Below are 20,195 nucleotides of genomic sequence, written 5' to 3'. Positions count from 1 at the left end.
GACGTCAGCCGATCGGTCGCGCCGCCGTGAATCGCGTGATGAAGCCCGGATGCCCGGCCGGCATCGCGAGCACCGAGTCGGGGGTGCGTCCGGCGAGCTGCGGGAAGCCGGCATCGGCCACGAGCTCATCGTCGAGCACGTCGAGCTCGGCGGTCACGAGAGGCCAGGGCTCGTGACTGTTCGCCGCCCAGATCGTGCGGCCGAGGTGCCGCTCGTGGAACCCCCAGCGGGCGGTGAGGAAGCGCGAGAGCCCGGTGTCGACGGTCTCGGTGCCGAGCGTCGCCCGCAGTCGCGTTCCCGGATGCCGACCGCCATGGCGCCATGAGCGGTACTCGATGCGATCGCCCTCGGTGCGCACGCCCGCGCGGGCCCAGCGGTAGGGCAGGCCGAACAGGGCGCGAGCGGCGAGCACCGGGGCGAGGTGTTCGGCTTCGAGCGTTCGGAACACCACGCCCCGGCGCCCCTCCTCGTCGATCGCGTACGTGCGGACGTTGATCTCGGTGAACGTCCCGACGAACGGAACCGGGGGCAGGGGCAGGAAGCGGAACTCGCTCAGCACGAACGGTACGAGACCCACCCACGCGGATCCGTCGTGCTCGTCGGGCCGCGTGCCCGCGGGGAGCAAGGGAGCCACGTCGGCGGCGTCGACGCGCCAGTGCACGAAGACGGCGCGGTTCCAACGCTGCGCGATGACGGCGCGTCCGGGCAGATCGGGGGCGTGGCGCTCGGTGATCACCGGCTCATTCTGACCCCGACGCCTTCCCGCGGAGGGACACTGGACAGATGACCTCGTCGTCTGGTGCGGACCCGCGGCTCGTGGCATCCATCCGCGATCTGCTCGCCGCTCGCGATGCCGGGGCGACCATCTGCCCCTCCGAGGCGGCGCGCGCCGTCGGTGGCGATGACTGGCGCGAGCTCATGCAGCCGGCCCGCGACGCGGCCCGCGAGCTCGTCGCCCGCGGAGAGGTCGAGGTCACGCAGAAGGGCGTCGTGGTCGACGTGACCACGGCGCGGGGCCCGGTGCGGATCCGCCGGAAGGACTGAGCGGCGGTCAGACCGCGGGCTCGGGCGGGGTCGTCGACGAGCTCGGCTGCGCGGCGCGGCGCGGAAGCTCCAGCGCGACCTTCTTCTCGAGCTCGTCGACCGCCTCGTCGCTCAGCCAGATGAGGCCGTCGAGCTCCTCGCGCACGCGCTTGTACGCGAGCTGCCGTTCGTTGGGCGTGGCCGCCTGGTCGGTGGCGACCGTCAGCAGCTGCTTCGCCGTGTCGAGGCGCTTGCGCTCGTCGGGGGTGAACGCCGCATCCTTCACGCGCCGGGCCTCGCGCTCGGCGACCTCGAACGCGACCTCGTAGTCGGTCACGGCGTCGCGGTACTCGCGCAGACGCTCGGGTGAGAGCGTCTCGCCCTCGGCCGGACGGAGGTTGTCGGCCACCTTCTTCGCCCGCAGGAAGGCCGCGGTCAGCGGCTGACGGCCGTCGCTCATCGCGGGGTACGAGATCAGCTTCGCAGCGTCGAGCTCGTACTCGAGCCACTGATGGGTCACCGCGTCGTGCGCCGATACGAGCCGCGCACGCTCGTCTACGCCCGCGGGGGTGATCGCCGCGGGAGCGTCGGCGTTCGCCGCGAGACCCTGCGCGCGCAGCAGCTCCAACTGCTCCTTGTGGCGTCGACGCGCGTTCACCTCGCGGTGCTTCGCGCGCGCGTTGAGTGCGCCCATCGTCATCCCGAAGAGGGGGAAGACGAGCCACCAGTAGTTGCCGGCGAAGTTCCAGAATTCCTGCACCCGCGCCATGCTACGCCGCCGGGCTCCGCCCCTCTCAGGATGCCGGAGGGTGCGGCCGATCGCGTGCGGGAGGCGGCCAGACCGGACCGTCGTCCGACCCGGGCGCCGCGGCATCCGGTCGCTTCGCGGAGGCGCGTCGAGCGCCGCGCTCGGTCCAGGAGCGGGCCGCTGCCCGCCCCATCGACTCCATCGAGCGCGCGAGGGCCCGCTGGGCGGTCTCGGCCAGGTCGGAGGCGACGCGGCTCCACGCATCGCCGCCCTCGAACCCGGGCTGCTCGGTGCCCTGGCGCGCCGCGCGCTCGGCGCGGTCGAACGCGTGCGCGGTGCGGCGCACGGCGTCGCGGTACGCGAGGTAGTCGGCGGGCTCGAGACGCGTCTGCACCGATGCGGGCCGCAGCCACTGCGCGCGCTCGTGCGCCCGCAGGAACTCGGCGAGGAGGGGCGAGCGCGAGTCGCTCATCTGCGGGTAGTCGATCGCCAGGCCGGGATCCGTCTCGTACGCCATCCAGCGGGCGAGGATCGCGTCGTGCTCGGCCAGCAGGCGCGCGACCGGCAGGGGAGCGCTGCCCGCACGGATCGCGGGGAGCATCGCCTTCGCGGCCTTCACCCCGGCACGCCGCGCGCGCACCTCCGCCATCGCCGCGCGGAGGTCGCGCTGCGCGTCGACCAGGCGGGCGCGTGCGGCGGCGACCGTATCGCTCGAGACACGGGATGCCGCCCGCTCGGCCTGGGCGCGCACCACCTCGGCATCGGCGACCTTGACGTCGGCGCGTCCGCGGGTGACGGCGTGACGGGCGGTCTGCAGGTCGAGTTGGGCCGCGTCGAGCTCGAGGCGACGCGCGGCGGCCTTGCTCAGGGGGCGCGAGGCCCACGCGCGAACCGCGCGATCGCCGGTCGTCGTCGTGCCGGCCGGGAGCGCTCGGCGTCGGGAACGGCGCACGCCGACCCAGCCGACGGTGCCGGCACCGGCCGCCGCAGGACCGATCCACCACCACTCGGCCAGAAGGGCCACCAGCGGTTCCACACGCCCATGCTATGCCGGGCCCCCGACACGGGGCTGGGTGGGGGCCGGAATCCGCAGGGGCGGCGCCGACGCGTGCGGCGGGCGTCCGAAGCAGGCGGCGCTCGAACAGCCGGTCATTCCCGAAGTCGATCGCCTGAAGGCCTCCCCGAGGCCGGTGACCTCGACGAGCGCCGGATGACGCTCTCGCGCGTCTTTGTGCGGCACGGTCGAGATGAGCCCGCTCGTCGAGGACGGATGTCACGCGCGGTCGTGCCAAGGTGTCCTCGTGATCACTCGCCTCGACTCACGTACCTCACCCGCCGAGATCGACGATCTGCGCCGACGCATCGCCGCGACCCGATGGCCCGATGACGTGGGTGACGACTGGTCACGGGGCACGCGTCCCTCTGCCCTGCGCCGGGTGCTCGACGCGTGGGCGGAGTTCGAGTGGTGCGGTGTGGAGCAGCGCCTGCGTCGCGAGCAGCATCTGCTCGTGGGTGAGCCGGGCCGTCGCGTCCACCTGTGGCGGTCGGGAACGCCCGGGGCGCGCGCCATCGTGCTCATCCACGGGTGGCCCGACAGTTTCGTCCGGTTCCGCGGGGTGGCGGAGCACCTCACCGATCTCGACGTCGTCGTCCCGAGCATCCCCGGGTTCGGATTCAGCGATCCGGCCGGCCGCGACGAGGGCGGCCCGCGCTGGAATGCCGAGCGGCTGCTCGGCGCTCTCGATGAGATCGGCGTGCGGTCGTTCGCCGTGCACGGCGGCGACCTCGGTACGGCCATCGCCGACCAGATCGCCGTGCTCGCCCCCGACCGCGTGACCGGAGTGCATCTCACCGACGTCCCCCTGTGGCACGCGCGCGCGGCGCACGATCTCTCGGTCGAGGAGAGGGAGTGGGTGGATGCCGCCGATGCGTGGGAGACGGCCGAGGGCGCCTACGCCGCCGAGCAGCGCACCAAGCCGCAAACCCTCGCGGCCGCGTTGACGGACTCCCCGGCGGGGCTGGCGAGCTGGTATCTCGAGAAATTCCAGGCCTGGGGCGACGGTGACGTCTTCGAACGCCTCCCGCTCGATCTTCTGCTGGAGAACCTATCGCTGCATTGGTTCACCCGCACCGCGGGCAGCGCCGCGAGGGTGTACTTCGACCGGCGGCGGTTCCCGCCGACCGGTCGGGTCTCGGTGCCGACGGCCTTCGGACTGTTCCCGCACGATATCGATCACGGGGTGGAGTCCTTCGCTCGCCGCTCGTACCCGACCGTGCGCTTCACGCGCTTCCCCTCGGGCGGGCACTTCGGGTCGATGGAGCATCCCGCCCTGCTCGCCGCCGATCTGCGTGCCCTGACCGAGAGCACGTGAGCGACCGTTCTGCGTCGCTCCGTTCGCGGCTCGACGACGGAGCGTGAAGCCTCGCGCGAGGACAGCGGGACGACAAGCGCGAGAACGGCGTCGTGGGCGCCCGTCATCCGCAGCGGGAGACCGACTCCTCGACATCGGCCATGCCCCGGCATGACCGGAGGTCAGGCGGGCGGCGTGCGTACGATGTGCGCCTGCATCGGCAGGAGGTTCTGCAGCGGCGCCATGTACCCCTGCGCGGGCATGTCGAACACCACGCCGGCGACGCCCTGCTGAGCGAACGCGGCGAGCCACTCGACCGCGCCGGGGAGGGGGACGCTCAGCACGCGCGAGGCGGCTTCTTCGTCGAGGCCGGTCGCGAGCGCGCCGTCGTGCGCGCGCTGGCGGGTGGTGAAGGCGAAGACCATCGGCCCGTTCGCGAGCTGCCCGATGAACGGCGACGGGGCGTCGTCGGGTCCGCGCGCGATGAACGACCAGTGCGGCAGCGCGTAGACGGCACGCCACAGGGCGTCCATCGCCGAGAAATCATCGGGGCGGACGCGCGCGGCGTCGGAGAGGGCGTCGAGCGTCGCGACGGTCTCGGGGGTCGGATCGATGAGCGACATCCGCGGGCGCCTTTCGTCGTCAGCCGAGGATGAGCGAGATCACCGTGGCGCCGCCGCCGGTGAGCACCAGGGCGCCGATCACGATCCACGCGGTGATCTTGACGCGCTTCTGCCGCTTGTCGCTGAACACGGTCATGTCGTCGTCGTCGGTCATCTCGCGTCTCCTCTCGGCTGTGCTGTGCTGTCGGTGTCGGACTTCTCGTTCCCGGAGCGGTGCGGCGAGGACCGGGACCGGTCGTCGCGCGGACCGTTCAGCCCGCGCGACGATCGGATCAGGCCACCGGCTCCGAGACGGTGGGACCGAAGACCGCGGGAAGCGTCTCGGTCGACAACCGGCGCAGCTCCGACACGGGCACGGTGAAGATGTCCTGGATCTCGAGCGTCGCCTCGGTGCCCGGCTCGACATCGGTCACGCCGATGCGCAGCACGGGGTAGCCGCGTCCGTCGCACAGGCCCCGGAACTTCACGTCTTCCTCGCGGGGGACGCTGACCAGCACGCGGCCGGTGGACTCGCTGAACAGCGCGGCGGTGGCATCCACCCCGTCGCGCTCCATGAGCTCGGTGAGCCAGACGCGCGCGCCGACGCCGAAGCGCAGCACGCCCTCGGCGAGGGCCTGCGCGAGACCCCCCGAAGACAGGTCGTGCGCGCTCGACACGAGCGACTGCGACCCCGCGGCCTGCAGCAGTTCGGCGAGCTTGCGCTCCTGCGCGAGGTCGACCTTCGGCGGGCGACCGCCGAGGTGGTCATGGATGGTGCCCGCCCACTGCGAACCGTCGAGCTCGTCGGCGGTGACGCCCAGCAGGTAGAGGTTCTCGCCGGCATCCTGCCAACCGCTCGGGATGCGCGCGGCGACGTCGTCGATGATGCCCAGGACGCCAACGACGGGGGTCGGGTGGATCGGCTGGTCGCCGGTCTGGTTGTAGAACGACACATTGCCGCCCGTGACCGGGATGCCGAGCTCGAGGCAGCCGTCGCTCAGACCCTCGACGGCCTGGCTGAACTGCCACATGACCTCGGGGTTCTCGGGGCTGCCGAAGTTCAGGCAGTCGGTGACGGCGGTGGGCACCGCGCCCGTGACGGCCACGTTGCGGTACGCCTCGGCCAGGGCCAGCTTCGCGCCGTTGTACGGGTCGAGCTGGTTGTAGCGGCCGTTGCAGTCGGTCGCGATCGCGAAGCCGAGGCCGGTCTCCTCGTCGACGCGGATCATTCCGGCGTCGTCGGGGAAGCTCAGCGCGGTGTTGCCGAGCACGTAGTAGTCGTACTGGTTCGTGATCCACGAGGTGTCGGCGAGGTTGGGGCTCGCGACGAGGGTCGTGAACTGCTCGCGGAGGGTGTCGGCATCCGTCGCCCTCTCGAGCTTCGCGGCGGAGTCGGCCTGCAGGGCGTCGATCCAGGTGGGGTAGGCGACGGGGCGCTCGTAGACGGGTCCGTCGACCGCGACGGTCGAGGGGTCGACGTCGACGATGCGCTCGCCGTACCAGTCGATGACGAGGCGGCCGTCGCCGGTGACCTCGCCGAGCACGCTCGTCTCGACGTCCCACTTGCCGACGACGGCGAGGAACGCGTCGAGCTTCTCGGGGGCGACGATCGCCATCATGCGCTCCTGCGACTCCGACATGAGGATCTCTTCGGGCGTCAGCGAGGGGTCGCGCAGCAGCACCTTCGACAGCTCGACCTTCATGCCGCTGTCGCCGTTGGCGGCGAGCTCGCTCGTGGCGCACGAGATGCCCGCGGCCCCGAGGTCCTGGATGGCCTCGACGAGGTCGTCGCGGTACAGCTCGAGGCAGCACTCGATGAGCACCTTCTCGGCGAACGGGTCGCCCACCTGCACCGCGGGACGCTTGGTGGGTCCGCCGTCGGCGAAGGTGTCGGATGCCAGGATGCTCGCGCCGCCGATGCCGTCGCCGCCCGTGCGCGCACCGAACAGCACGACCTTGTTGCCGACGCCCGTGGCGTTGGCGAGCTTGATGTCTTCGTGGCGCATGACGCCCACGGCGAGGGCGTTGACGAGCGGGTTGCCCTGGTAGACGGCGTCGAAGACCGTCTCGCCGCCGATGTTGGGCAGGCCCAGGCAGTTGCCGTAGAAGGAGATGCCGCTGGTGACGCCGTGTACGACGCGGGGGGTGTCGGGGTGGTCGATCGCGCCGAAGCGCAGCTGGTCCATGACCGCGACCGGGCGCGCGCCCATCGAGATGATGTCGCGGACGATGCCGCCGACGCCGGTCGCGGCGCCCTGGAACGGCTCGATGTAGCTCGGGTGGTTGTGCGACTCGACCTTGAAGGTGACCGCCCAGCCCTCGCCCACGTCGACGACGCCGGCGTTCTGCCCCATGCCCACCATGAGGCGCGTCTTCATCTCGTCGCTGACCTTCTGGCCGAACTGGCGCAGGTAGATCTTGCTCGACTTGTAGGAGCAGTGCTCGCTCCACATGACCGAGTACATCGCCAGCTCGCCGCTGGTGGGGCGGCGGCCCAGGATCTCGCGGATCTTCGCGTATTCGTCGCTCTTGAGCCCGAGCGCGCCGTACGGCTGCTCTTTCTCGGGCGTCGCGATGGCGTTCTCGACGGTGTCAGCAAGAGCTGTGCGGGCGGCGGGGTTCGGGGTGGTCACGCGGCTGAGCTCCAAGAATCGCAGGGGCCGGACGGGAGTCAGTCTAGTTGGGCGGGCCGACATGCCCGGGCGGCGTGTTCACGGGAGAGGTCGACGCCCGGGCCGAGCCCGCCGACGGAGCTTGTGCAGCCGTCGCCGGACGCGCCAGGCTGGGCCGCACCGGAGCGAAAGGCGTACGCGCATGGCCATCCTGAACTTCCACCTCGTCGTCTCGGGCGACCTCGCCGCCGCCCAGCAGGCGGTACGCACCGCCCTCGAGGCCGCGGGATTCACCGTGACCGAACAGGGCGACCACTGGAAGGCCACTCACGGCAGCATCGCCAAGACGATGTTCCTCGGGCTGCGGGCGCACGATGCCGACGTGCGCGAGGTGCTCGATGTGCGATTCGCCGATCTCGGCGGCACGGTGCGCGTCGATCTGCACCGCCCAATCTTCCAGCCCGGTGGCGGCAGCGACGACGGACTCGAGCAGGTGAAGCTGCACGACGCCTACCAGCGGGCCGTCGGCGAGGTGCAGGCCGACCTGCAGCGCCAGGGCGTGCTCGTCAGCGCCGACGTCTGACGCGCCGCATGCGCGTGGTCATCGCCCCTGACAAGTTCAAGGGCACGCTGAGTGCGCGGGAGGCGGCGGATGCCATGGCGGCGGCCGTGCGCGCGGGGTGGCCGTACGCGGAGGTGGTGGTCGTGCCCATCGCCGACGGCGGGGACGGCACGCTCGACGCCCTCGGCGGAGCGAACCGGGTCGACACCGTGACCGGACCTCTCGGTGAGCCCGTACGGGCCGCCTGGCGTCTCGAGGACGATCTCGCCGTGATCGAGTCGGCCGCGGCATCCGGGCTCGTTCTGGCCGGGGGATCCGACCGCAACGACCCCTGGGGCGCGACGAGCCGGGGCGTCGGAGAACTCGTCGCGCGGGCGCTCGACGCGGGCGCGGCGCGGGTCGTGGTGGGGATGGGCGGATCGGCGATGACGGACGGAGGCCGAGGGGCGATCGAGGCCCTCGGCGACCGTGTGCCGTTCACCCCCGGCCGGGTCGTCGTGCTGACCGACACGACGACCGCGTTCGTCGACGCCGCGCGGGTCTTCGCCCCGCAGAAGGGCGCGGATGCCGCCCTGGTGGGCCGCCTCACCGCTCGACTGTCGAGGGATGCCGAGGAGTGGGCCACCCGGTTCGGCACCGACGTGCGGGGTGTTCCGCGCACCGGCGCCGCGGGAGGCCTGTCGGGTGCGCTCTTCGCCGCGGGCGCGGAACTGGTCGACGGCGCGGCCTTCATCGCCGGCGCCCTCGGGCTCGAGGCGGCGATCACCGGAGCCGACCTCGTGCTCACCGGCGAAGGCGCCTTCGATGAGACCTCGCTCGCGGGCAAGGGACCCGGGCACGTGCTCGCGCTCGCCGCGGCGCGGGGGGTTCCGGCACTCGTCATCGCCGGGACGGCGGCGCCGTCGGTCGTCGGCGAGCGGGTGTTCACACTGGTCGAGACCGTGGGGGAGGAGAGGGCGCGGCGCGAGCCCGCGGCGGCCGTCGAGTCGACGGTCGCGCGCGCCCTCGCGCACGGGGCCTGAGGGCGCACCGCGTCCTGCCGAGCCGACGCGCGATCCTCCGACGCCGGCGTCGCGAGCGGGGGCGGTCAGCGGCGCACCCGGGTCGAAGGATCGCGCGGACCTCGCCGTTTCGCGATCCGATCCTGCGTCGAGGGGGTCCCGCGCGCGGGCGAGCCGCCGCCCCCGCAGCGTCAGGCCGTCTTCGCGATCCGCACCCGGATGTCCTTCATCAGCGGCTGATCGCTCTGGCGGCTGTAGTCGTCGGGGCCGAGCAGCACGTTCATCTCGGGGAAGTAGCCCGCCGCGCTGCCGCGCGGAGTGTCGTACTCGAGGGCTCGGAATGCCGTGACGCTGCGCACCGAACCGTCGCGCGAGGTCGCGACGATGTCGACGAGGTCGCCCTCGGCGATGCCGCGCTCCTTCATGTCGCGCCGGTTCATGAAGACCAGTTCGCGGATGTTGCGCACGCCCCGGTAGCGGTCGTCGGCCGAGTAGATCGTGGTGTTCCACTGATCGTGCGAGCGCATGGTCTGCAGCACGAGCACGTCGGCCTCTGCGGGGATGACGTTCGGCAGTTCGGCGTGCGAGAACTCCGCCTTGCCCGAGGGCGTGCGGAAGTCGCGCTCGCGGGCGGGCTGGGGGATGCGGAAGCCGTATTGCTGCCGCACGAGTTCGTTGAAGCCCTCGAAGCCCGGCAGCGCCTTGGCCATCGTGTCGCGGATGCGGTCGTAGTCGCCCACGTACCACTCCCACGGCGTGGCCGACTCGGGCATGGTCGCCCGCGCGATGCGCGCGATGATCTCGGGCTCGCTGAGCAGGTGCGGCGACGCCGGCTTGCGGGAGCCGAGCGAGAGCATGACCGAGCTCATGGCATCCTCCGTCGAGATCGACTGCGGACCCGCCTCCTGCATGTCGCGCTCGGTGCGTCCGAGGCACGGCAGGATGAGCGCCTCCTTGCCGTGGGTCAGGTGGCTGCGGTTCAGCTTCGTGCTGACGTGCACGGTCAGCTCGCACCGGCCCATGCCCTCGGCGGTGAGCTTGGTGTCGGGAGCCGCCCGCACGAAGTTGCCGCCCATGCCGAGGAAGACCTTGAGGTCGCCACGGTGCAGGGCCGCGACCGTGTGCACGGTGTCGAGACCGGGCTCGCGCGGCGAGGTGATGCCGCAGACCTCGTCGAGCTTGGCGAGCCACTCCTCGGTCGGCTTGTGGTTGATGCCGCACGTGCGGTTGCCCTGCACGTTGCTGTGGCCGCGCACGGGGGAGGGACCGGTGCCCTTGCGTCCCACGTTGCCGCGCAGCAGCAGCAGGTTGACGATCTCGCGCACCGTGTCGACGCCGTGCTGGTGCTGGCTGACGCCGAGGCACCAGCTGATGACGCAGCGCTTCGACGCGAGGTAGACCGCGGCGGCGGCGCGGATCTCGGCCTCGGTCAGGCCGGCCTGTTCGACGAGCTCGTCCCACGAGGTCGTCTCGACCATCGCGCGGTACTCGTCGAGTCCGCTCGTGTACGCGTCGAGGAACGCCTGGTCGAGAGCCGTGGGGTCGGTCGCCGAGGCCTCGAAGACGACCTTGGCCATGCCGCGCACGAGCGCCAGGTCGCCGCCGGGGCGCACCTGCAGGTTCATCGTGCTGGTCGGCGTGGAGTTGAACGTCGCCATGTCGACGATCTCGTGCGGCACGATCGTGCGGGTGCCGGCGACCTCGCGGAGCGGGTTGACGTGCACGACCTGCGCTCCGCGGTCGATGGCCTCGGCGAGGCTGGTGAGCATGCGCGGGGCGTTCGAGGCGGCGTTGACGCCGAGCACGAAGAGGGCGTCGCACGCCTCCCAGTCCTCGAGGTCGGCGGTGCCCTTGCCCGTGGCGAGGGATGCCGTGAGCCCGCGGCCGGAGCCCTCGTGGCACATGTTCGAGCAGTCGGGGAGGTTGTTCGTGCCGAGCTCGCGCGCGAACAGCTGGTACAGGAAGGACGCCTCGTTGCTGAGGCGGCCCGAGGTGTAGAACGCGGCCTCGTCGGGGGAGTCGAGCGCCGTGAGGTGGCGCGCGATCATGCGGAACGCGTCGTTCCACGAGATGGGCACGTAGTGGTCGGTCGCGGCGTCGTACGCCATCGGCCCCACCAGGCGTCCGGCGTCCTCGAGCTCGAAGTCGCTCCACTGCGACAGCTCGCTCACGGAGTGCTCGGCGAAGAACTCCTTGCCGACGCGCTTGTGCGTCATCTCCCACGTGACGTGCTTGATGCCGTTCTCGCAGATGTCGAGGGTGACGCCCTTGTCGTCGGGCCACGCGCAACCCGGGCAGTCGAAACCACTCTTCGGGTGATTCATCGTGAACATCGCCTTTGTCCCCGCGAGGGGCTGACGCTGCTCGTAGAGCACCTTGCCCACGGTGAGAGCGGCGCCCCAGCCGGCGGCGGGGTGCTCGTAGGGGCCGGTGCTCGACCACTCGCCCTCGACCTGCGGGCCGAGGCCTCCCTGGCGCGGTTCCTCGGTCATCAGCCCGAACGACTCACCCATGCTCACCCTCCGTGGATTCCGGCGCCGAGTCGGTGGCATCCGCTCACCGCGCGCACGATCGTCAGCGTACGCCCGCGGCGTCCTCGGTCACGGGGGTTGTGGATGCGACGACGATGCGATCCGCGCGGGTGTAGAGGTTCATGCTCGACCCGCGGACGAACGCCGCGAGCGTGAGCCCGGCGCGCTCGGCCAGTTCGATCGCGAGGGACGAGGGTGCCGACACGGCGGAGAGCATCGGGATGCCGGCCATCACGGCCTTCTGCACGAGTTCGAAGCTCACTCGCCCCGACACCTGCAGCACCGTCCCGCGCAGGGGCAGACGATCGTTCAGCAGCGCCCAGCCGACGACCTTGTCGACGGCGTTGTGGCGTCCGACGTCTTCGCGCGCGACGAGCAGCTCGCCGCTCGCGACGTCGAACAGTGCTGCGCCGTGCAGGCCGCCGGTCTTGTCGAACGTCTTCTGCTGCTCGCGCAGGCGGTCGGGGAGGGCCGCGACGTCGTGTGCCGAGATCGAGAGGGTGTCGGTCGACACGTCGTAGGTCGAGACCTTCTCGACCGCGTCGATGGATGCCGTTCCGCACACGCCGCACGAGCTCGTCGTGAAGAAGGAACGCGGGGTGGGGGGCGCGACCCCCGCCGCGAGGGTGAGGTCGAGCACGTTGTAGGTGTTGCCGTCGGCGCCGCCCGTGCCGGGTCCGCCGCAGTGGATCGCGCGGGCGAACTGGTCGCCGCGGCTGATCACGCCCTCCGACACGAGGAAGCCCGCGGCGAGCTCGACGTCGTGCCCGGGCGTCCGCATGGTCACCGACAGCGGCGTGCCCGCGACGCGGATCTCGAGCGGTTCCTCGACCGCGATGGCATCCGGTCGCTGACGGTTCGCGCCCTCGAGGGTGATGCGGGTCACCCGGCGGGAGGTGGTGAGGCGGCCCATCTCAGGACCGCTCCGACGAGAACAGGGGGGACATGGGTCGAGCGTACGCCCGGCATCGGCGGACCGGCCCGGGAGCCCCTGCTCCCGGGCCGGCGATCTCGATGCCCGATCAGGCCGTGACGGTGCGCCGCCCCAGCGTGCGCACGATCAGCCCCGCCACGACCGCACCCGCCAGCGGTGCCACGATGAACACCCACAGCTGGCTCAGCGGCAGGGCGCCGCCGTACACGGCGGTGGCGATCGACCGCGCCGGGTTCACGCTCGTGTTGCTGACCGGGATGCTGATCAGGTGGATCAGCGTCAGGGTCAGGCCGATGCCGATCGGCGCGAACGCCTGGTACTCGGCCTTTGCGGTGATCGAGAGGATCACCGCGATGAAGATGCCGGTGAGCACGGCCTCGGTCACGAAGACCGCGGCCAAGCCGTAGCCGCCCGGGCTGCCGTCGCCAAACCCGTTCGAGGCGAAGCCCGCCTCCTGCGCGGTCGTGAAACCGTCCGGACGACCGGACAGGACGAGGGCGATCACGCTCGTGGCCAGCACGCCGCCGATCAGCTGCGCCAGGATGTAGCCCGGCACATGCCGGGCGTCGGTACGGCCGGCGGCGAGCAGTCCGAGCGTCACCGCGGGGTTGAAGTGCCCTCCGCTGATGTGTCCGACCGCCGCGATACCGGCGACCAGGGTGAGGCCGAAGGCGAGGGCCACGCCGAGGAAGCCGACCCCGGCCTGGTTGTCGTCGGCACTGGGGAAGTTCGCGGCGAACAACGCCGTCCCCACGCCGCCCAGCACCAGAAGGAAGGTGCCGAACAGCTCCGCGGCGTATCGCGCGGGCGACGACCAGCTGCCCGCCTTCTGCCGCTGCTGCTCCGAGGTCGAGTCCGCGATGTCGACCGGCTCGTTGCGCTTCTTGTCCTTCTTGCTCATGATGCTCCGTTCTGTCTGATCCGACGGGGGTGTCGGGGGGATGACGTTGCGAGCGGGGCGAGTGTCACATCCGATGTGGCCGGATGATGCTGCAACCGACGAATCATCGCGACGCGAAACGAACTACTTCGGCGCCTTGACTCGCCCTGCGCCCCCCGGATAAAGGCGAAGTCTGCATGCGCTCGAATACACAAGACGAAATGAATTGCAATCCCGGCGTGACGATTCCTGCACCCGGTACGTCTTAGTCATGTAGGCCGAAGCGCCCACCCCGAACCATCGGGTCACGACATCGAAAGGCACGGACATGGCTGAGAACGCCCCCACCACCCCCGCTGCGCAGAACGTCCCCCAGGCGGCGTCGCGCGTGAACCGTCCCCTCGCCGCTCGCGGCCAGGAGACCCACACCGAGGGCAAGACCACGATCGCCGAAGGCGTCGTCGCCAAGGTCGCCGGCATCGCGGCCCGTGAGGTCACCGGCGTGTACGCGCTCGGCGGCGGCGGAGCCCGTGCGCTCGGCGCCATCCGCGACGCCATCAACGCGACCGACCTGACGCAGGGCGTCAAGGTCGAGGTCGGCGAGACGCAGGCCGCCGCCGACGTCACCATCGTCGTCGAGTACGGCGCCCCGATCCAGGAGGTCGCCGACCAGGTGCGCGGTCGCGTCGCCGGTGCGATCAGCCGTCTCGTCGGTCTCGAGGTCGTCGAGGTCAACGTCGATGTGAACGACGTCCACATCCCGGGCGACGACAACACCGACGCCGAGTCCGAGAAGCGCGTCCAGTGAGCGCCACGGCGAAGGGCGCTCTCGCCGGTCTCGTGCTGGCCCTCAGCGCCCTGATCTTCGGCTTCTGGGGATTCATCCTCGTCGCCCTCTTCATGGCGATCGGTGTGGTCGTCGCCCGTATCACCGCGGGTGAGATCGACTTCCGCAACGTCGTCAACGCCTTCAAGGGTCGGAGCACATCGTGACCACCGTCACCGCTTCCCCCGGGGTCGGCAGCCGCAGCGCGGTTGCCGGCCCCGGCCTCCCCGCCGGCCGGGTGAACATCGCCGACCGCGTGCTGCAGAAGACGGCCGAGCGCGCCGCCGCCGACATCATCGGAGTGGATGCCAAGGGCGTCCACGTCGAGATCGTCGCGGCCCGCAACACCGCCGCCGTGCGCGTGACGTCGCCGTTCCCGGTGCCCCGCCTCGACGACACCGAGGCCGTGCGCGCCGCCACCCCCGTGCTCGAGGCGGCCGCCGCCGCCCAGAGCGAACTCCGTACGCGCCTCACGCGGCTGTTCGGCCGCGAGATCTCGCGCGTCGACCTGACCATCTCGGGCGCCACCGCCCCCCAGCGAAAGCGAGTGCTGTGATGACTGACACCGTGCTCCGCACCGTGGTGCGTCGTGAGACGCACTCCCCGCGCACCGTGGCCATGCTCGTCGTGGTCGTGCTGCTGCTCCTGGCCCTGGCCTACGCCGCGGTCGAGATCATCCTGAACCTCACCGGCGCTCAGCCGTTGCTGGTGTCGCCCGGCGAGGCCCTCAACGCCGTCGTCGCGGCCCCCACCGCGCTCATGCCCGTCGCCTTCATCATCGGCGGCGTCGTGCTCGCGATCCTCGGCCTCGTCGTGCTCGTGCTCGCGCTCAAGCCCGGTCGGCTCTCGCGTCACGAGATGGAGTGGGGCGAGCGTGCCGTCGTCGTCGACAACGGCGTCGTGGCATCCGCTCTCGCCCAGCACCTCAGCAACGAGTCCGGCATCGCCCGTGACGACATCGTCGTGGGCGTGGCCCACCGCGCCGTCGACGTGACGGTGCGTCCCCCGGTCGGCATCCCGGTCGATGAGGCGCAGCTGCGCCGCATCGTCGACGAGGAGGTCGCCGCCTACAAGCTCACCCCCGCTGTGCGCACCCACCTGCGCGTCGAGCGTCCCGACACCAAGGAGTCCTGATGAACGCCACGCGTCGCGGTCTGAACCGCTTCATCCTGTTCCTGGTCGCCCTCGTGCTGCTGGGCCTGGGCGCTCTCGCCCTCGCCGTGGGACTCCTCCCCGGCGGAACCGACACCTGGACCACCGTCATGGGCGGCTTCCAGGGCTGGCTCGAGTCGCTCGGCCGCGACTCCGCCGGCTGGGGTGCCGTCGCCGCCTTCGTGGTGCTCGCGATCATCCTCATCGTCATCGCCTCGGCCGCCGTGCGCGGACGCCGTCAGGCGCCGCTGCAGTCGACGGGCAGCGCGAGCGACGCCGGTCGCATCACGGTCACCGACGGGTTCGCCTCGGAGGCCCTCAAGAACGCGCTCGCCGAGCGCGACGAGATCCTTTCCTCGCGCATCAGCGCCGGTGAGATCAAGAACGAGTCGGTGCTGCACGTCGCGGTCACCCCGCGCCAGAACACCTCCCCGCGTCAGGTGGCCGAGCACGTCGACACCCTGGTCACCAACCTCGCCGCCCTCACGGGCCAGAACCTGCGCGCGTACATCTCCATCCACTCGGGCCTGCGCGCGAAGCTCGCGCGCGACAACACCCGCGTGCACTGACACCCCACGAGGAGCCGTCATGACCACCATCGATGCCACCATCGACCCGCCCGACCTGGATGCCGCGGCGAGCCTGGCCGCCACCGCGGCCGGCTCGGTGCCGGGCGTGCACGCCCTGGGCAGCCTGCTGGGTCGCGCGTCGGACGCCGTCCGTGAGCGCGTGGGCCTGGCCAGTACCGCCCCCGGCGTGAAGATCGACACCGACCGCGCCGACTCGGTCACGGCGACCATCTCGCTCGTGGTCGATTACCCGCACAAGCTGCACGAGGTCTCCGACGCCGTGCGCACGGCCGTCCGCACGGCCCTCGAGCCCCTCGGGCGCGGGCGCATCGATGTCGACGTGGTCGTCACCGGCGTGTTCGGCCCCTTCGACCGCGACGTGGTCGATGAGACGGAGCAGAAGGCGGATGCCGCCGGCGACCGCGCTCGCGAGATCGCCGGTGCGGCGAAGGAGAAGGCGGATGCCGCGGGGAACCGCGCCCGCGAGATCGCCGGTGAGGCGAAGCAGCGGGCGGATGCCGCGTCGACGGCCGTCCGCGAAAGGACGGCCGACGCCGCCGCCGTCGTGCGCGAGAAGGCCGACGACGCCGCCAAGGCGCTCGGCGACGCCAAGGACGCCGCGTCCGACCTCGCCGCCGGTGCGGCCGCGGCGGCCGGCGAGTTCGCGCGCCAGAACGCCGAGGCCACCCGCCGTGAGCAGGCCCAGGCCGACATCGACGCCGCGGACCGTGCGACCGAGGGCCTCGAGCCGACCGACGAGGGCTCGGCCCTGGACACCTCCGACCCCGCCCAGGGCGGTCGCGCCGACGTGCGCGTTGACGATGAGCGCGCCGATGTGCGCGACGTCGTCGCCGAGGCGCTCGAAGACGCCGCGGTCGACATCGCCATCGCGGCCGACGAGGTACGCGCCGACGACGAGACGCCGGCCACCGACGAGGTGCAGTCGGTCGTGGAGGACGAGCGGCCGCAGAACTGACCTGCAGACGTGAAAGGGCGCCTCAGCGATCAGCCGGGGCGCCCTTTCGTCGTCCTGCGGGCGCTTACTGCGCCGTCGCGTTGTCGTACGCCCGCTGCGCCGCCTGCTGCGCGTCGGCGAGGGCCTGCTCGGTCGTCTTGTCGCCCAGCAGAGCCGCGGTGATGGCGTTGTTGAGCTCGTTCTGGATGTCCTGCCCGGCCGGCGACGATCCGAACGACCGGCCGGAGCCCACCACGTCGTAGTACGTGGAGATCACCTGGTCGAAGCCGCTGTCGCCGGTGGGCGTGACGTACTGCGAGCGGATCTTCTCGTCGGCCTCGGGCGACCCGGTGAACAGGCCCGTGTTGAGCCCGCCCTTGCTCTCGATCGTGCCCGCGCGTGCCGCACCCGCTGCCATCCACGCGTCGGTGGAGGTGAGGTCGGTCATCCAGGCGCATGCCGCGGCCGGGTTCTTCGCGCCGGCGGGGATGACGAACGCGGTGCCGGAGGCGAGGGAGAACGGCTGGCCCTCGGCATCCCGGAACGGAACCGCCTGCAGCGAGATCTGGTCGCGGTAGGCGCTGAGCACGTTCGGGTACCACTGGTTGGCGACCTGGGCGCCCACCTGGTTCGACACGAACTGGTTCGCGTCGCCGAAGGTGTCGAACGAGTCGGTGAAGCTCTTCACCGCGGCGTACCCGCCCTGCGCGTCGGTGATCCTCTTCAGCGCATCGATGCCCGCGGCGTTGGACGGGTCGTCGAGGGTCGGCGTGCCGCTGTCGTCGGTGAGCTGCCCGCCCATGCCCAGCACCCACAGGCCGCCCTGCCCGGTGGCGACGGGGTCGAAGCCGAGGCGCGTCGGGGTGCTGCCCGAGCCCTCGTAGATCTTCTCGATCGCGGCGAGCAGTCCATCCATGTCGGACGTGTCGAAGGCGTCGGGGCTGACGCCCGCCTCGTTCAGCACGTTCATGTTCAGCAGGATCGCGGGCGGCTGGTAGAACTGCGACACCGCGTAGACAGCATCCTCGTACGTGACGTCGTCGACGACGTTCTGGTACCAGCGGTCGGTGGGATTCACCCCCTGAGCCTCGAAGCACGAGTCCAGTGGCATCAGCAGCCCCTGAGCGGCATATGTCGTGACGTAGCGCCGGTCCATCTGCACGACGTCGGGCACGTTGCCGCCCGCGATGCGGGTCGTGAACTTCTGGGCGTCGAAGGCCGTGGCATCCAGGGTCACCTGCACGTCGGGGAGCTGTTCCGCGGCGTAGTCGAGGCGCGATTGGCCCACGTCGTCGGCGTTCTCGAAGCCCCACGCGGCGAGGGTGCCCGTCGGCGCGGCGGAGAAGTCGACGTCGGCGGCCTGCTCGGAGGGGTCGCCTCCGCCGCTGCAGGAGGCGAGGAGGAGGGTGGATGCCGCGACCGCGGCGACACCGGCGAGGGAGCGCGTGCGCATGGTGAGGTCCTTTCGGGACGGGGGGGGGGATCAGCCTTTACGGCCCTGGGTGGCGACGCCCTCGACGAAGTACCGCTGACCGAAGGCGAAGATGATGAGCATCGGCAGGGTCACCAGGAGCGAGGCGACCATCACGTACTGATAGTCGCCCTGCCCGCCCGCGCTGGGGCTGTACTTCGTCATCGCGTAGGCGATGCCGAGCGGGGCGGTGAACTCCTCGACGCTGCCGGCGTTGAGGTAGATGAGCGCCGCCTGCAGGTTGTTCCAGCTCGCCTGGAATTCGAACAGGAACACGATGATGAACGACGGGATCGACAGGGGCATCGCGATGCGCCAGAACAGTCCCCACGCGCTGCACCCGTCGAGGCGCGCCGCCTCGAACAGTTCTCGCGGGACGCCGAGGAAGAACTGCCGCTGCAAGAAGATGTAGAAGGCGCTGCCGAACAGGTTCATGCCCCACAGCGGTACCCACGTGCCGAGCAGCCCGGTCTCTTTCCAGATCAGGTAGATCGGGATCATCGTCACCGCGCCCGGCAGCATCATCGTCGCCAGCACCAGACCGAACAGGAACCCGCGGCCCGGGAAGCGGAAGTAGGCGAAGCCGAACGCGACGATCGAGCTCATCACCGCCACGGTGGTCGCGGCGAGCAGGGCGATGGCGACGCTGTTGAACATCCAGTTCAGCAGCGGCAGCTGGCTCCACACGTCGGCGTAGTTGCCGGGGGTGAACGTCTTCGGGATGAGGGCGTTGTCGAATACCTCGCCGCGGGGCTTGAGGCTCGCCGCGAGGAGCCACGCGAAGGGGTAGAGGAACAGCAGCGCGAAGAGCACGAGCACCGCCGCCAGCACGACGCGGCCGGCGAGGGTCTTCGGCTGCTTCAGCGCGCGGCGCCACCGCGGGGGCCGAGCCGCGGATGCCGCGAGCTCGGGGCGGGCCTGGGCGACGCCCGGGGTCTGAAGGGTGTTCGTCATCAGCGGTCCCCCTCGTAGTAGACGAAGCGGTTGCCGAGGCGCACCTGCACGAGCGTGATGAGCAGGATGATCACGAACAGCAACCACGCCATCGCCGCGGCGAACCCGAAGTTGAACTGCCGGAACGCCTGCTGGAAGAGGTAGATCGCGTAGAACAGGGATGCCTCGGGGGAGGCGTTGCTCTGATCGCGCCAGAACAGCAGGTACGCCTGGTCGAACACCTGGAACGCCGCGATCGTGAGCACGATGACGTTGAAGAACATCGCCCCCGAGATCATGGGCAGCGTGATCGAGAAGAACCGGCGGACGGGACCTGCGCCGTCGATCTGCGCGACCTCGTACAGGTCGACGGGCACGTTCTTGATCGCCGCGAGGAAGATGACCATCGTGCCGCTGACGGTCCACAGCGCCATGATGATAATGCTCGGCTTGACCCATGCGGGGTCGACGAGCCACTGCGGACCCGGGATGCCGACGGCTCCGAGCGCCTGGTTGATCGCGCCGGAGTTGCCGTTGAGCAGCAGGAAGAAGACCGCCGCGGTTGCCACGGCCGGCGTCATCTTGGGCAGGTAGTAGAGCGTGCGGAAGATGCCGGCGCCACGACCGACCCGGCTCAGCAGCAGCGCCAGGAACAGCGCGAAGGCGATCTCGAGCGGCACGGCCATCACGGCGTAGAACAGCGTGTTGCCGAGCGACACCGCAACGCGCGGGTCTTCGAACAGCTGCGCGTAGTTGCTCGCGCCGACCGGGCGCGCGGCGCCGGTGGCGAGGTTGTAGCTCGAGAGCGAGATGACGAGGCTGTAGATCATCGCCCCGGCCGTGAAGATCAGGAACCCGAGGATCCACGGCGAGATGAACAGGTAGCCCGCGATCGCTTCGCGGCGGTTGTATTTGACCCTCTGTCGGGGAGGTCGGCGGTGCTTTCGCGCGGTGTCGCTCTCGGTGACGGGGGCGGAGGAGACGGTCACCGGCGGGACCGGTCGACGGCGGAGGACCCGGGGATGATGTCGCGCATTGTCTTCTC

22 protein-coding genes are annotated in these 20,195 nt (G+C 71.0%); 10 read left to right on the top strand and 12 right to left on the bottom strand.

Annotated features, from left to right (window positions below):
• Positions 1 to 4: 4 nt before the first annotated feature.
• Positions 5 to 736: a YqjF family protein gene (locus tag FB047_RS06200; RefSeq protein ID WP_240752652.1), complete on the bottom strand. Its 732-nt coding sequence runs from the start codon at positions 734 to 736 to the stop codon at positions 5 to 7.
• A 47-nt stretch (positions 737 to 783) separates the two neighbouring features.
• On the opposite strand from FB047_RS06200, the gene FB047_RS06195 reads away from it, so the two are divergent.
• Positions 784 to 1,044, top strand: coding sequence for a DUF3253 domain-containing protein (locus tag FB047_RS06195; RefSeq protein WP_136586311.1), 261 nt, complete (start codon positions 784 to 786; stop codon positions 1,042 to 1,044).
• Positions 1,045 to 1,051: 7 nt separating this feature from the next.
• On the opposite strand, the gene FB047_RS06190 is transcribed toward FB047_RS06195, so the two are convergent.
• The gene (locus tag FB047_RS06190) at positions 1,052 to 1,792 is read right to left on the bottom strand and encodes a hypothetical protein (protein WP_420812642.1); all 741 of its coding nucleotides are present in this window, start codon (positions 1,790 to 1,792) and stop codon (positions 1,052 to 1,054) included.
• Between the two features lie 25 nt (positions 1,793 to 1,817).
• Positions 1,818 to 2,807, bottom strand: coding sequence for a coiled-coil domain-containing protein (locus FB047_RS06185; RefSeq protein WP_136586309.1), 990 nt, complete (start codon positions 2,805 to 2,807; stop codon positions 1,818 to 1,820).
• 265 nt (positions 2,808 to 3,072) lie between these two features.
• On the opposite strand from FB047_RS06185, the gene FB047_RS06180 reads away from it, so the two are divergent.
• Complete coding sequence (locus FB047_RS06180; protein WP_167494166.1) at positions 3,073 to 4,143, top strand: epoxide hydrolase family protein; 1,071 nt, start codon at positions 3,073 to 3,075, stop codon at positions 4,141 to 4,143.
• 161 nt (positions 4,144 to 4,304) lie between these two features.
• Here FB047_RS06180 and FB047_RS06175 read toward each other — a convergent pair whose 3' ends face one another.
• From FB047_RS06175 to purL, 3 genes are all read right to left on the bottom strand, one after another.
• The gene (locus FB047_RS06175; protein ID WP_136586307.1) at positions 4,305 to 4,745 is read right to left on the bottom strand and encodes a hypothetical protein; all 441 of its coding nucleotides are present in this window, start codon (positions 4,743 to 4,745) and stop codon (positions 4,305 to 4,307) included.
• 19 nt (positions 4,746 to 4,764) lie between these two features.
• Positions 4,765 to 4,899 (bottom strand): hypothetical protein, encoded by a 135-nt coding sequence (locus tag FB047_RS17355; RefSeq protein ID WP_276606268.1) that lies wholly within the window; start codon positions 4,897 to 4,899, stop codon positions 4,765 to 4,767.
• A gap of 118 nt (positions 4,900 to 5,017) precedes the next feature.
• Entirely contained in the window at positions 5,018 to 7,420 is a 2,403-nt protein-coding gene (gene purL / locus FB047_RS06170; RefSeq protein ID WP_420812641.1) for a phosphoribosylformylglycinamidine synthase subunit PurL, read from the bottom strand.
• A 118-nt stretch (positions 7,421 to 7,538) separates the two neighbouring features.
• Between purL and FB047_RS06165 the strand changes: the two genes are divergently transcribed.
• Both FB047_RS06165 and FB047_RS06160 read left to right on the top strand, forming a co-directional pair.
• Positions 7,539 to 7,919 (top strand): hypothetical protein, encoded by a 381-nt coding sequence (locus FB047_RS06165; protein ID WP_136586305.1) that lies wholly within the window; start codon positions 7,539 to 7,541, stop codon positions 7,917 to 7,919.
• A gap of 8 nt (positions 7,920 to 7,927) precedes the next feature.
• Entirely contained in the window at positions 7,928 to 8,920 is a 993-nt protein-coding gene (locus FB047_RS06160) for a glycerate kinase (protein WP_136586304.1), read from the top strand.
• 170 nt (positions 8,921 to 9,090) lie between these two features.
• On the opposite strand, the gene FB047_RS06155 is transcribed toward FB047_RS06160, so the two are convergent.
• The 3 genes from FB047_RS06155 to aqpZ form a co-directional block, all read right to left on the bottom strand.
• Entirely contained in the window at positions 9,091 to 11,412 is a 2,322-nt protein-coding gene (locus FB047_RS06155; protein WP_136586303.1) for an FdhF/YdeP family oxidoreductase, read from the bottom strand.
• Between the two features lie 61 nt (positions 11,413 to 11,473).
• Positions 11,474 to 12,343 (bottom strand): formate dehydrogenase accessory sulfurtransferase FdhD, encoded by an 870-nt coding sequence (gene fdhD / locus FB047_RS06150; RefSeq protein WP_136586302.1) that lies wholly within the window; start codon positions 12,341 to 12,343, stop codon positions 11,474 to 11,476.
• Between the two features lie 109 nt (positions 12,344 to 12,452).
• Complete coding sequence (gene aqpZ, locus FB047_RS06145) at positions 12,453 to 13,265, bottom strand: aquaporin Z (protein WP_136586301.1); 813 nt, start codon at positions 13,263 to 13,265, stop codon at positions 12,453 to 12,455.
• A gap of 307 nt (positions 13,266 to 13,572) precedes the next feature.
• Here aqpZ and FB047_RS06140 point away from each other — a divergent pair, with 307 nt between their 5' ends.
• Genes FB047_RS06140 through FB047_RS06115 form a run of 6 tightly spaced genes read left to right on the top strand, consistent with a single transcriptional unit; the run spans position 13,573 to position 16,767 of the window.
• Complete coding sequence (locus tag FB047_RS06140; RefSeq protein WP_136586300.1) at positions 13,573 to 14,052, top strand: Asp23/Gls24 family envelope stress response protein; 480 nt, start codon at positions 13,573 to 13,575, stop codon at positions 14,050 to 14,052.
• Positions 14,049 to 14,237: a DUF2273 domain-containing protein gene (locus FB047_RS06135; RefSeq protein ID WP_136586299.1), complete on the top strand. Its 189-nt coding sequence runs from the start codon at positions 14,049 to 14,051 to the stop codon at positions 14,235 to 14,237. The genes FB047_RS06140 and FB047_RS06135 overlap by 4 nt, the downstream gene beginning before the upstream one ends.
• Positions 14,234 to 14,626 carry an Asp23/Gls24 family envelope stress response protein gene (locus tag FB047_RS06130; protein ID WP_136586298.1) on the top strand — a complete coding sequence of 131 codons (393 nt, stop codon included), beginning with the start codon at positions 14,234 to 14,236 and terminating at the stop codon, positions 14,624 to 14,626. The genes FB047_RS06135 and FB047_RS06130 overlap by 4 nt, the downstream gene beginning before the upstream one ends.
• Positions 14,626 to 15,204, top strand: a complete 579-nt coding sequence (locus FB047_RS06125; protein WP_136586297.1) for a DUF6286 domain-containing protein — start codon at positions 14,626 to 14,628, stop codon at positions 15,202 to 15,204. The genes FB047_RS06130 and FB047_RS06125 overlap by 1 nt, the downstream gene beginning before the upstream one ends.
• Positions 15,204 to 15,791, top strand: coding sequence for a hypothetical protein (locus tag FB047_RS06120; protein ID WP_136586296.1), 588 nt, complete (start codon positions 15,204 to 15,206; stop codon positions 15,789 to 15,791). The genes FB047_RS06125 and FB047_RS06120 overlap by 1 nt, the downstream gene beginning before the upstream one ends.
• Positions 15,792 to 15,810: 19 nt before the next feature.
• Positions 15,811 to 16,767 carry an Asp23/Gls24 family envelope stress response protein gene (locus tag FB047_RS06115; RefSeq protein ID WP_136586295.1) on the top strand — a complete coding sequence of 319 codons (957 nt, stop codon included), beginning with the start codon at positions 15,811 to 15,813 and terminating at the stop codon, positions 16,765 to 16,767.
• Positions 16,768 to 16,831: 64 nt separating this feature from the next.
• Here FB047_RS06115 and FB047_RS06110 read toward each other — a convergent pair whose 3' ends face one another.
• From FB047_RS06110 to FB047_RS06100, 3 genes are read right to left on the bottom strand one after another with little or no spacing between them, the layout of a single operon-like run.
• Positions 16,832 to 18,199 carry an ABC transporter substrate-binding protein gene (locus tag FB047_RS06110; protein WP_136586294.1) on the bottom strand — a complete coding sequence of 456 codons (1,368 nt, stop codon included), beginning with the start codon at positions 18,197 to 18,199 and terminating at the stop codon, positions 16,832 to 16,834.
• A gap of 30 nt (positions 18,200 to 18,229) precedes the next feature.
• Positions 18,230 to 19,171 (bottom strand): carbohydrate ABC transporter permease, encoded by a 942-nt coding sequence (locus FB047_RS06105; protein ID WP_136586293.1) that lies wholly within the window; start codon positions 19,169 to 19,171, stop codon positions 18,230 to 18,232.
• Positions 19,171 to 20,139: a carbohydrate ABC transporter permease gene (locus FB047_RS06100; RefSeq protein WP_136586292.1), complete on the bottom strand. Its 969-nt coding sequence runs from the start codon at positions 20,137 to 20,139 to the stop codon at positions 19,171 to 19,173. The genes FB047_RS06105 and FB047_RS06100 overlap by 1 nt, the downstream gene beginning before the upstream one ends.
• Positions 20,140 to 20,195: the final 56 nt, after the last annotated feature.

The sequence above is a fragment of the Microbacterium hydrothermale genome, from assembly GCF_004854025.1.
Classification (GTDB): Bacteria; Actinomycetota; Actinomycetes; order Actinomycetales; family Microbacteriaceae; genus Microbacterium; species Microbacterium hydrothermale.
Note: the sequence above shows the minus strand (reverse complement) of the source record. Positions and strands in the feature narration are given on the sequence as shown.

Coding starts and splice junctions, on each gene's coding strand:
- FB047_RS06195 (WP_136586311.1), top strand. CDS start 784: ATGACCTCGTCGTCTGGTGCGGACCCGCGGCTCGTGGCATCCATCCGC.
- FB047_RS06190 (WP_420812642.1), bottom strand. CDS start 1,792: ATGGCGCGGGTGCAGGAATTCTGGAACTTCGCCGGCAACTACTGGTGG.
- FB047_RS06175 (WP_136586307.1), bottom strand. CDS start 4,745: ATGTCGCTCATCGATCCGACCCCCGAGACCGTCGCGACGCTCGACGCC.
- FB047_RS17355 (WP_276606268.1), bottom strand. CDS start 4,899: ATGACCGACGACGACGACATGACCGTGTTCAGCGACAAGCGGCAGAAG.
- purL (WP_420812641.1), bottom strand. CDS start 7,420: ATGTCGGCCCGCCCAACTAGACTGACTCCCGTCCGGCCCCTGCGATTC.
- FB047_RS06165 (WP_136586305.1), top strand. CDS start 7,539: ATGGCCATCCTGAACTTCCACCTCGTCGTCTCGGGCGACCTCGCCGCC.
- FB047_RS06160 (WP_136586304.1), top strand. CDS start 7,928: ATGCGCGTGGTCATCGCCCCTGACAAGTTCAAGGGCACGCTGAGTGCG.
- FB047_RS06155 (WP_136586303.1), bottom strand. CDS start 11,412: ATGGGTGAGTCGTTCGGGCTGATGACCGAGGAACCGCGCCAGGGAGGC.
- fdhD (WP_136586302.1), bottom strand. CDS start 12,343: ATGGGCCGCCTCACCACCTCCCGCCGGGTGACCCGCATCACCCTCGAG.
- aqpZ (WP_136586301.1), bottom strand. CDS start 13,265: ATGAGCAAGAAGGACAAGAAGCGCAACGAGCCGGTCGACATCGCGGAC.
- FB047_RS06140 (WP_136586300.1), top strand. CDS start 13,573: ATGGCTGAGAACGCCCCCACCACCCCCGCTGCGCAGAACGTCCCCCAG.
- FB047_RS06125 (WP_136586297.1), top strand. CDS start 14,626: ATGACTGACACCGTGCTCCGCACCGTGGTGCGTCGTGAGACGCACTCC.
- FB047_RS06120 (WP_136586296.1), top strand. CDS start 15,204: ATGAACGCCACGCGTCGCGGTCTGAACCGCTTCATCCTGTTCCTGGTC.
- FB047_RS06115 (WP_136586295.1), top strand. CDS start 15,811: ATGACCACCATCGATGCCACCATCGACCCGCCCGACCTGGATGCCGCG.
- FB047_RS06110 (WP_136586294.1), bottom strand. CDS start 18,199: ATGCGCACGCGCTCCCTCGCCGGTGTCGCCGCGGTCGCGGCATCCACC.
- FB047_RS06105 (WP_136586293.1), bottom strand. CDS start 19,171: ATGACGAACACCCTTCAGACCCCGGGCGTCGCCCAGGCCCGCCCCGAG.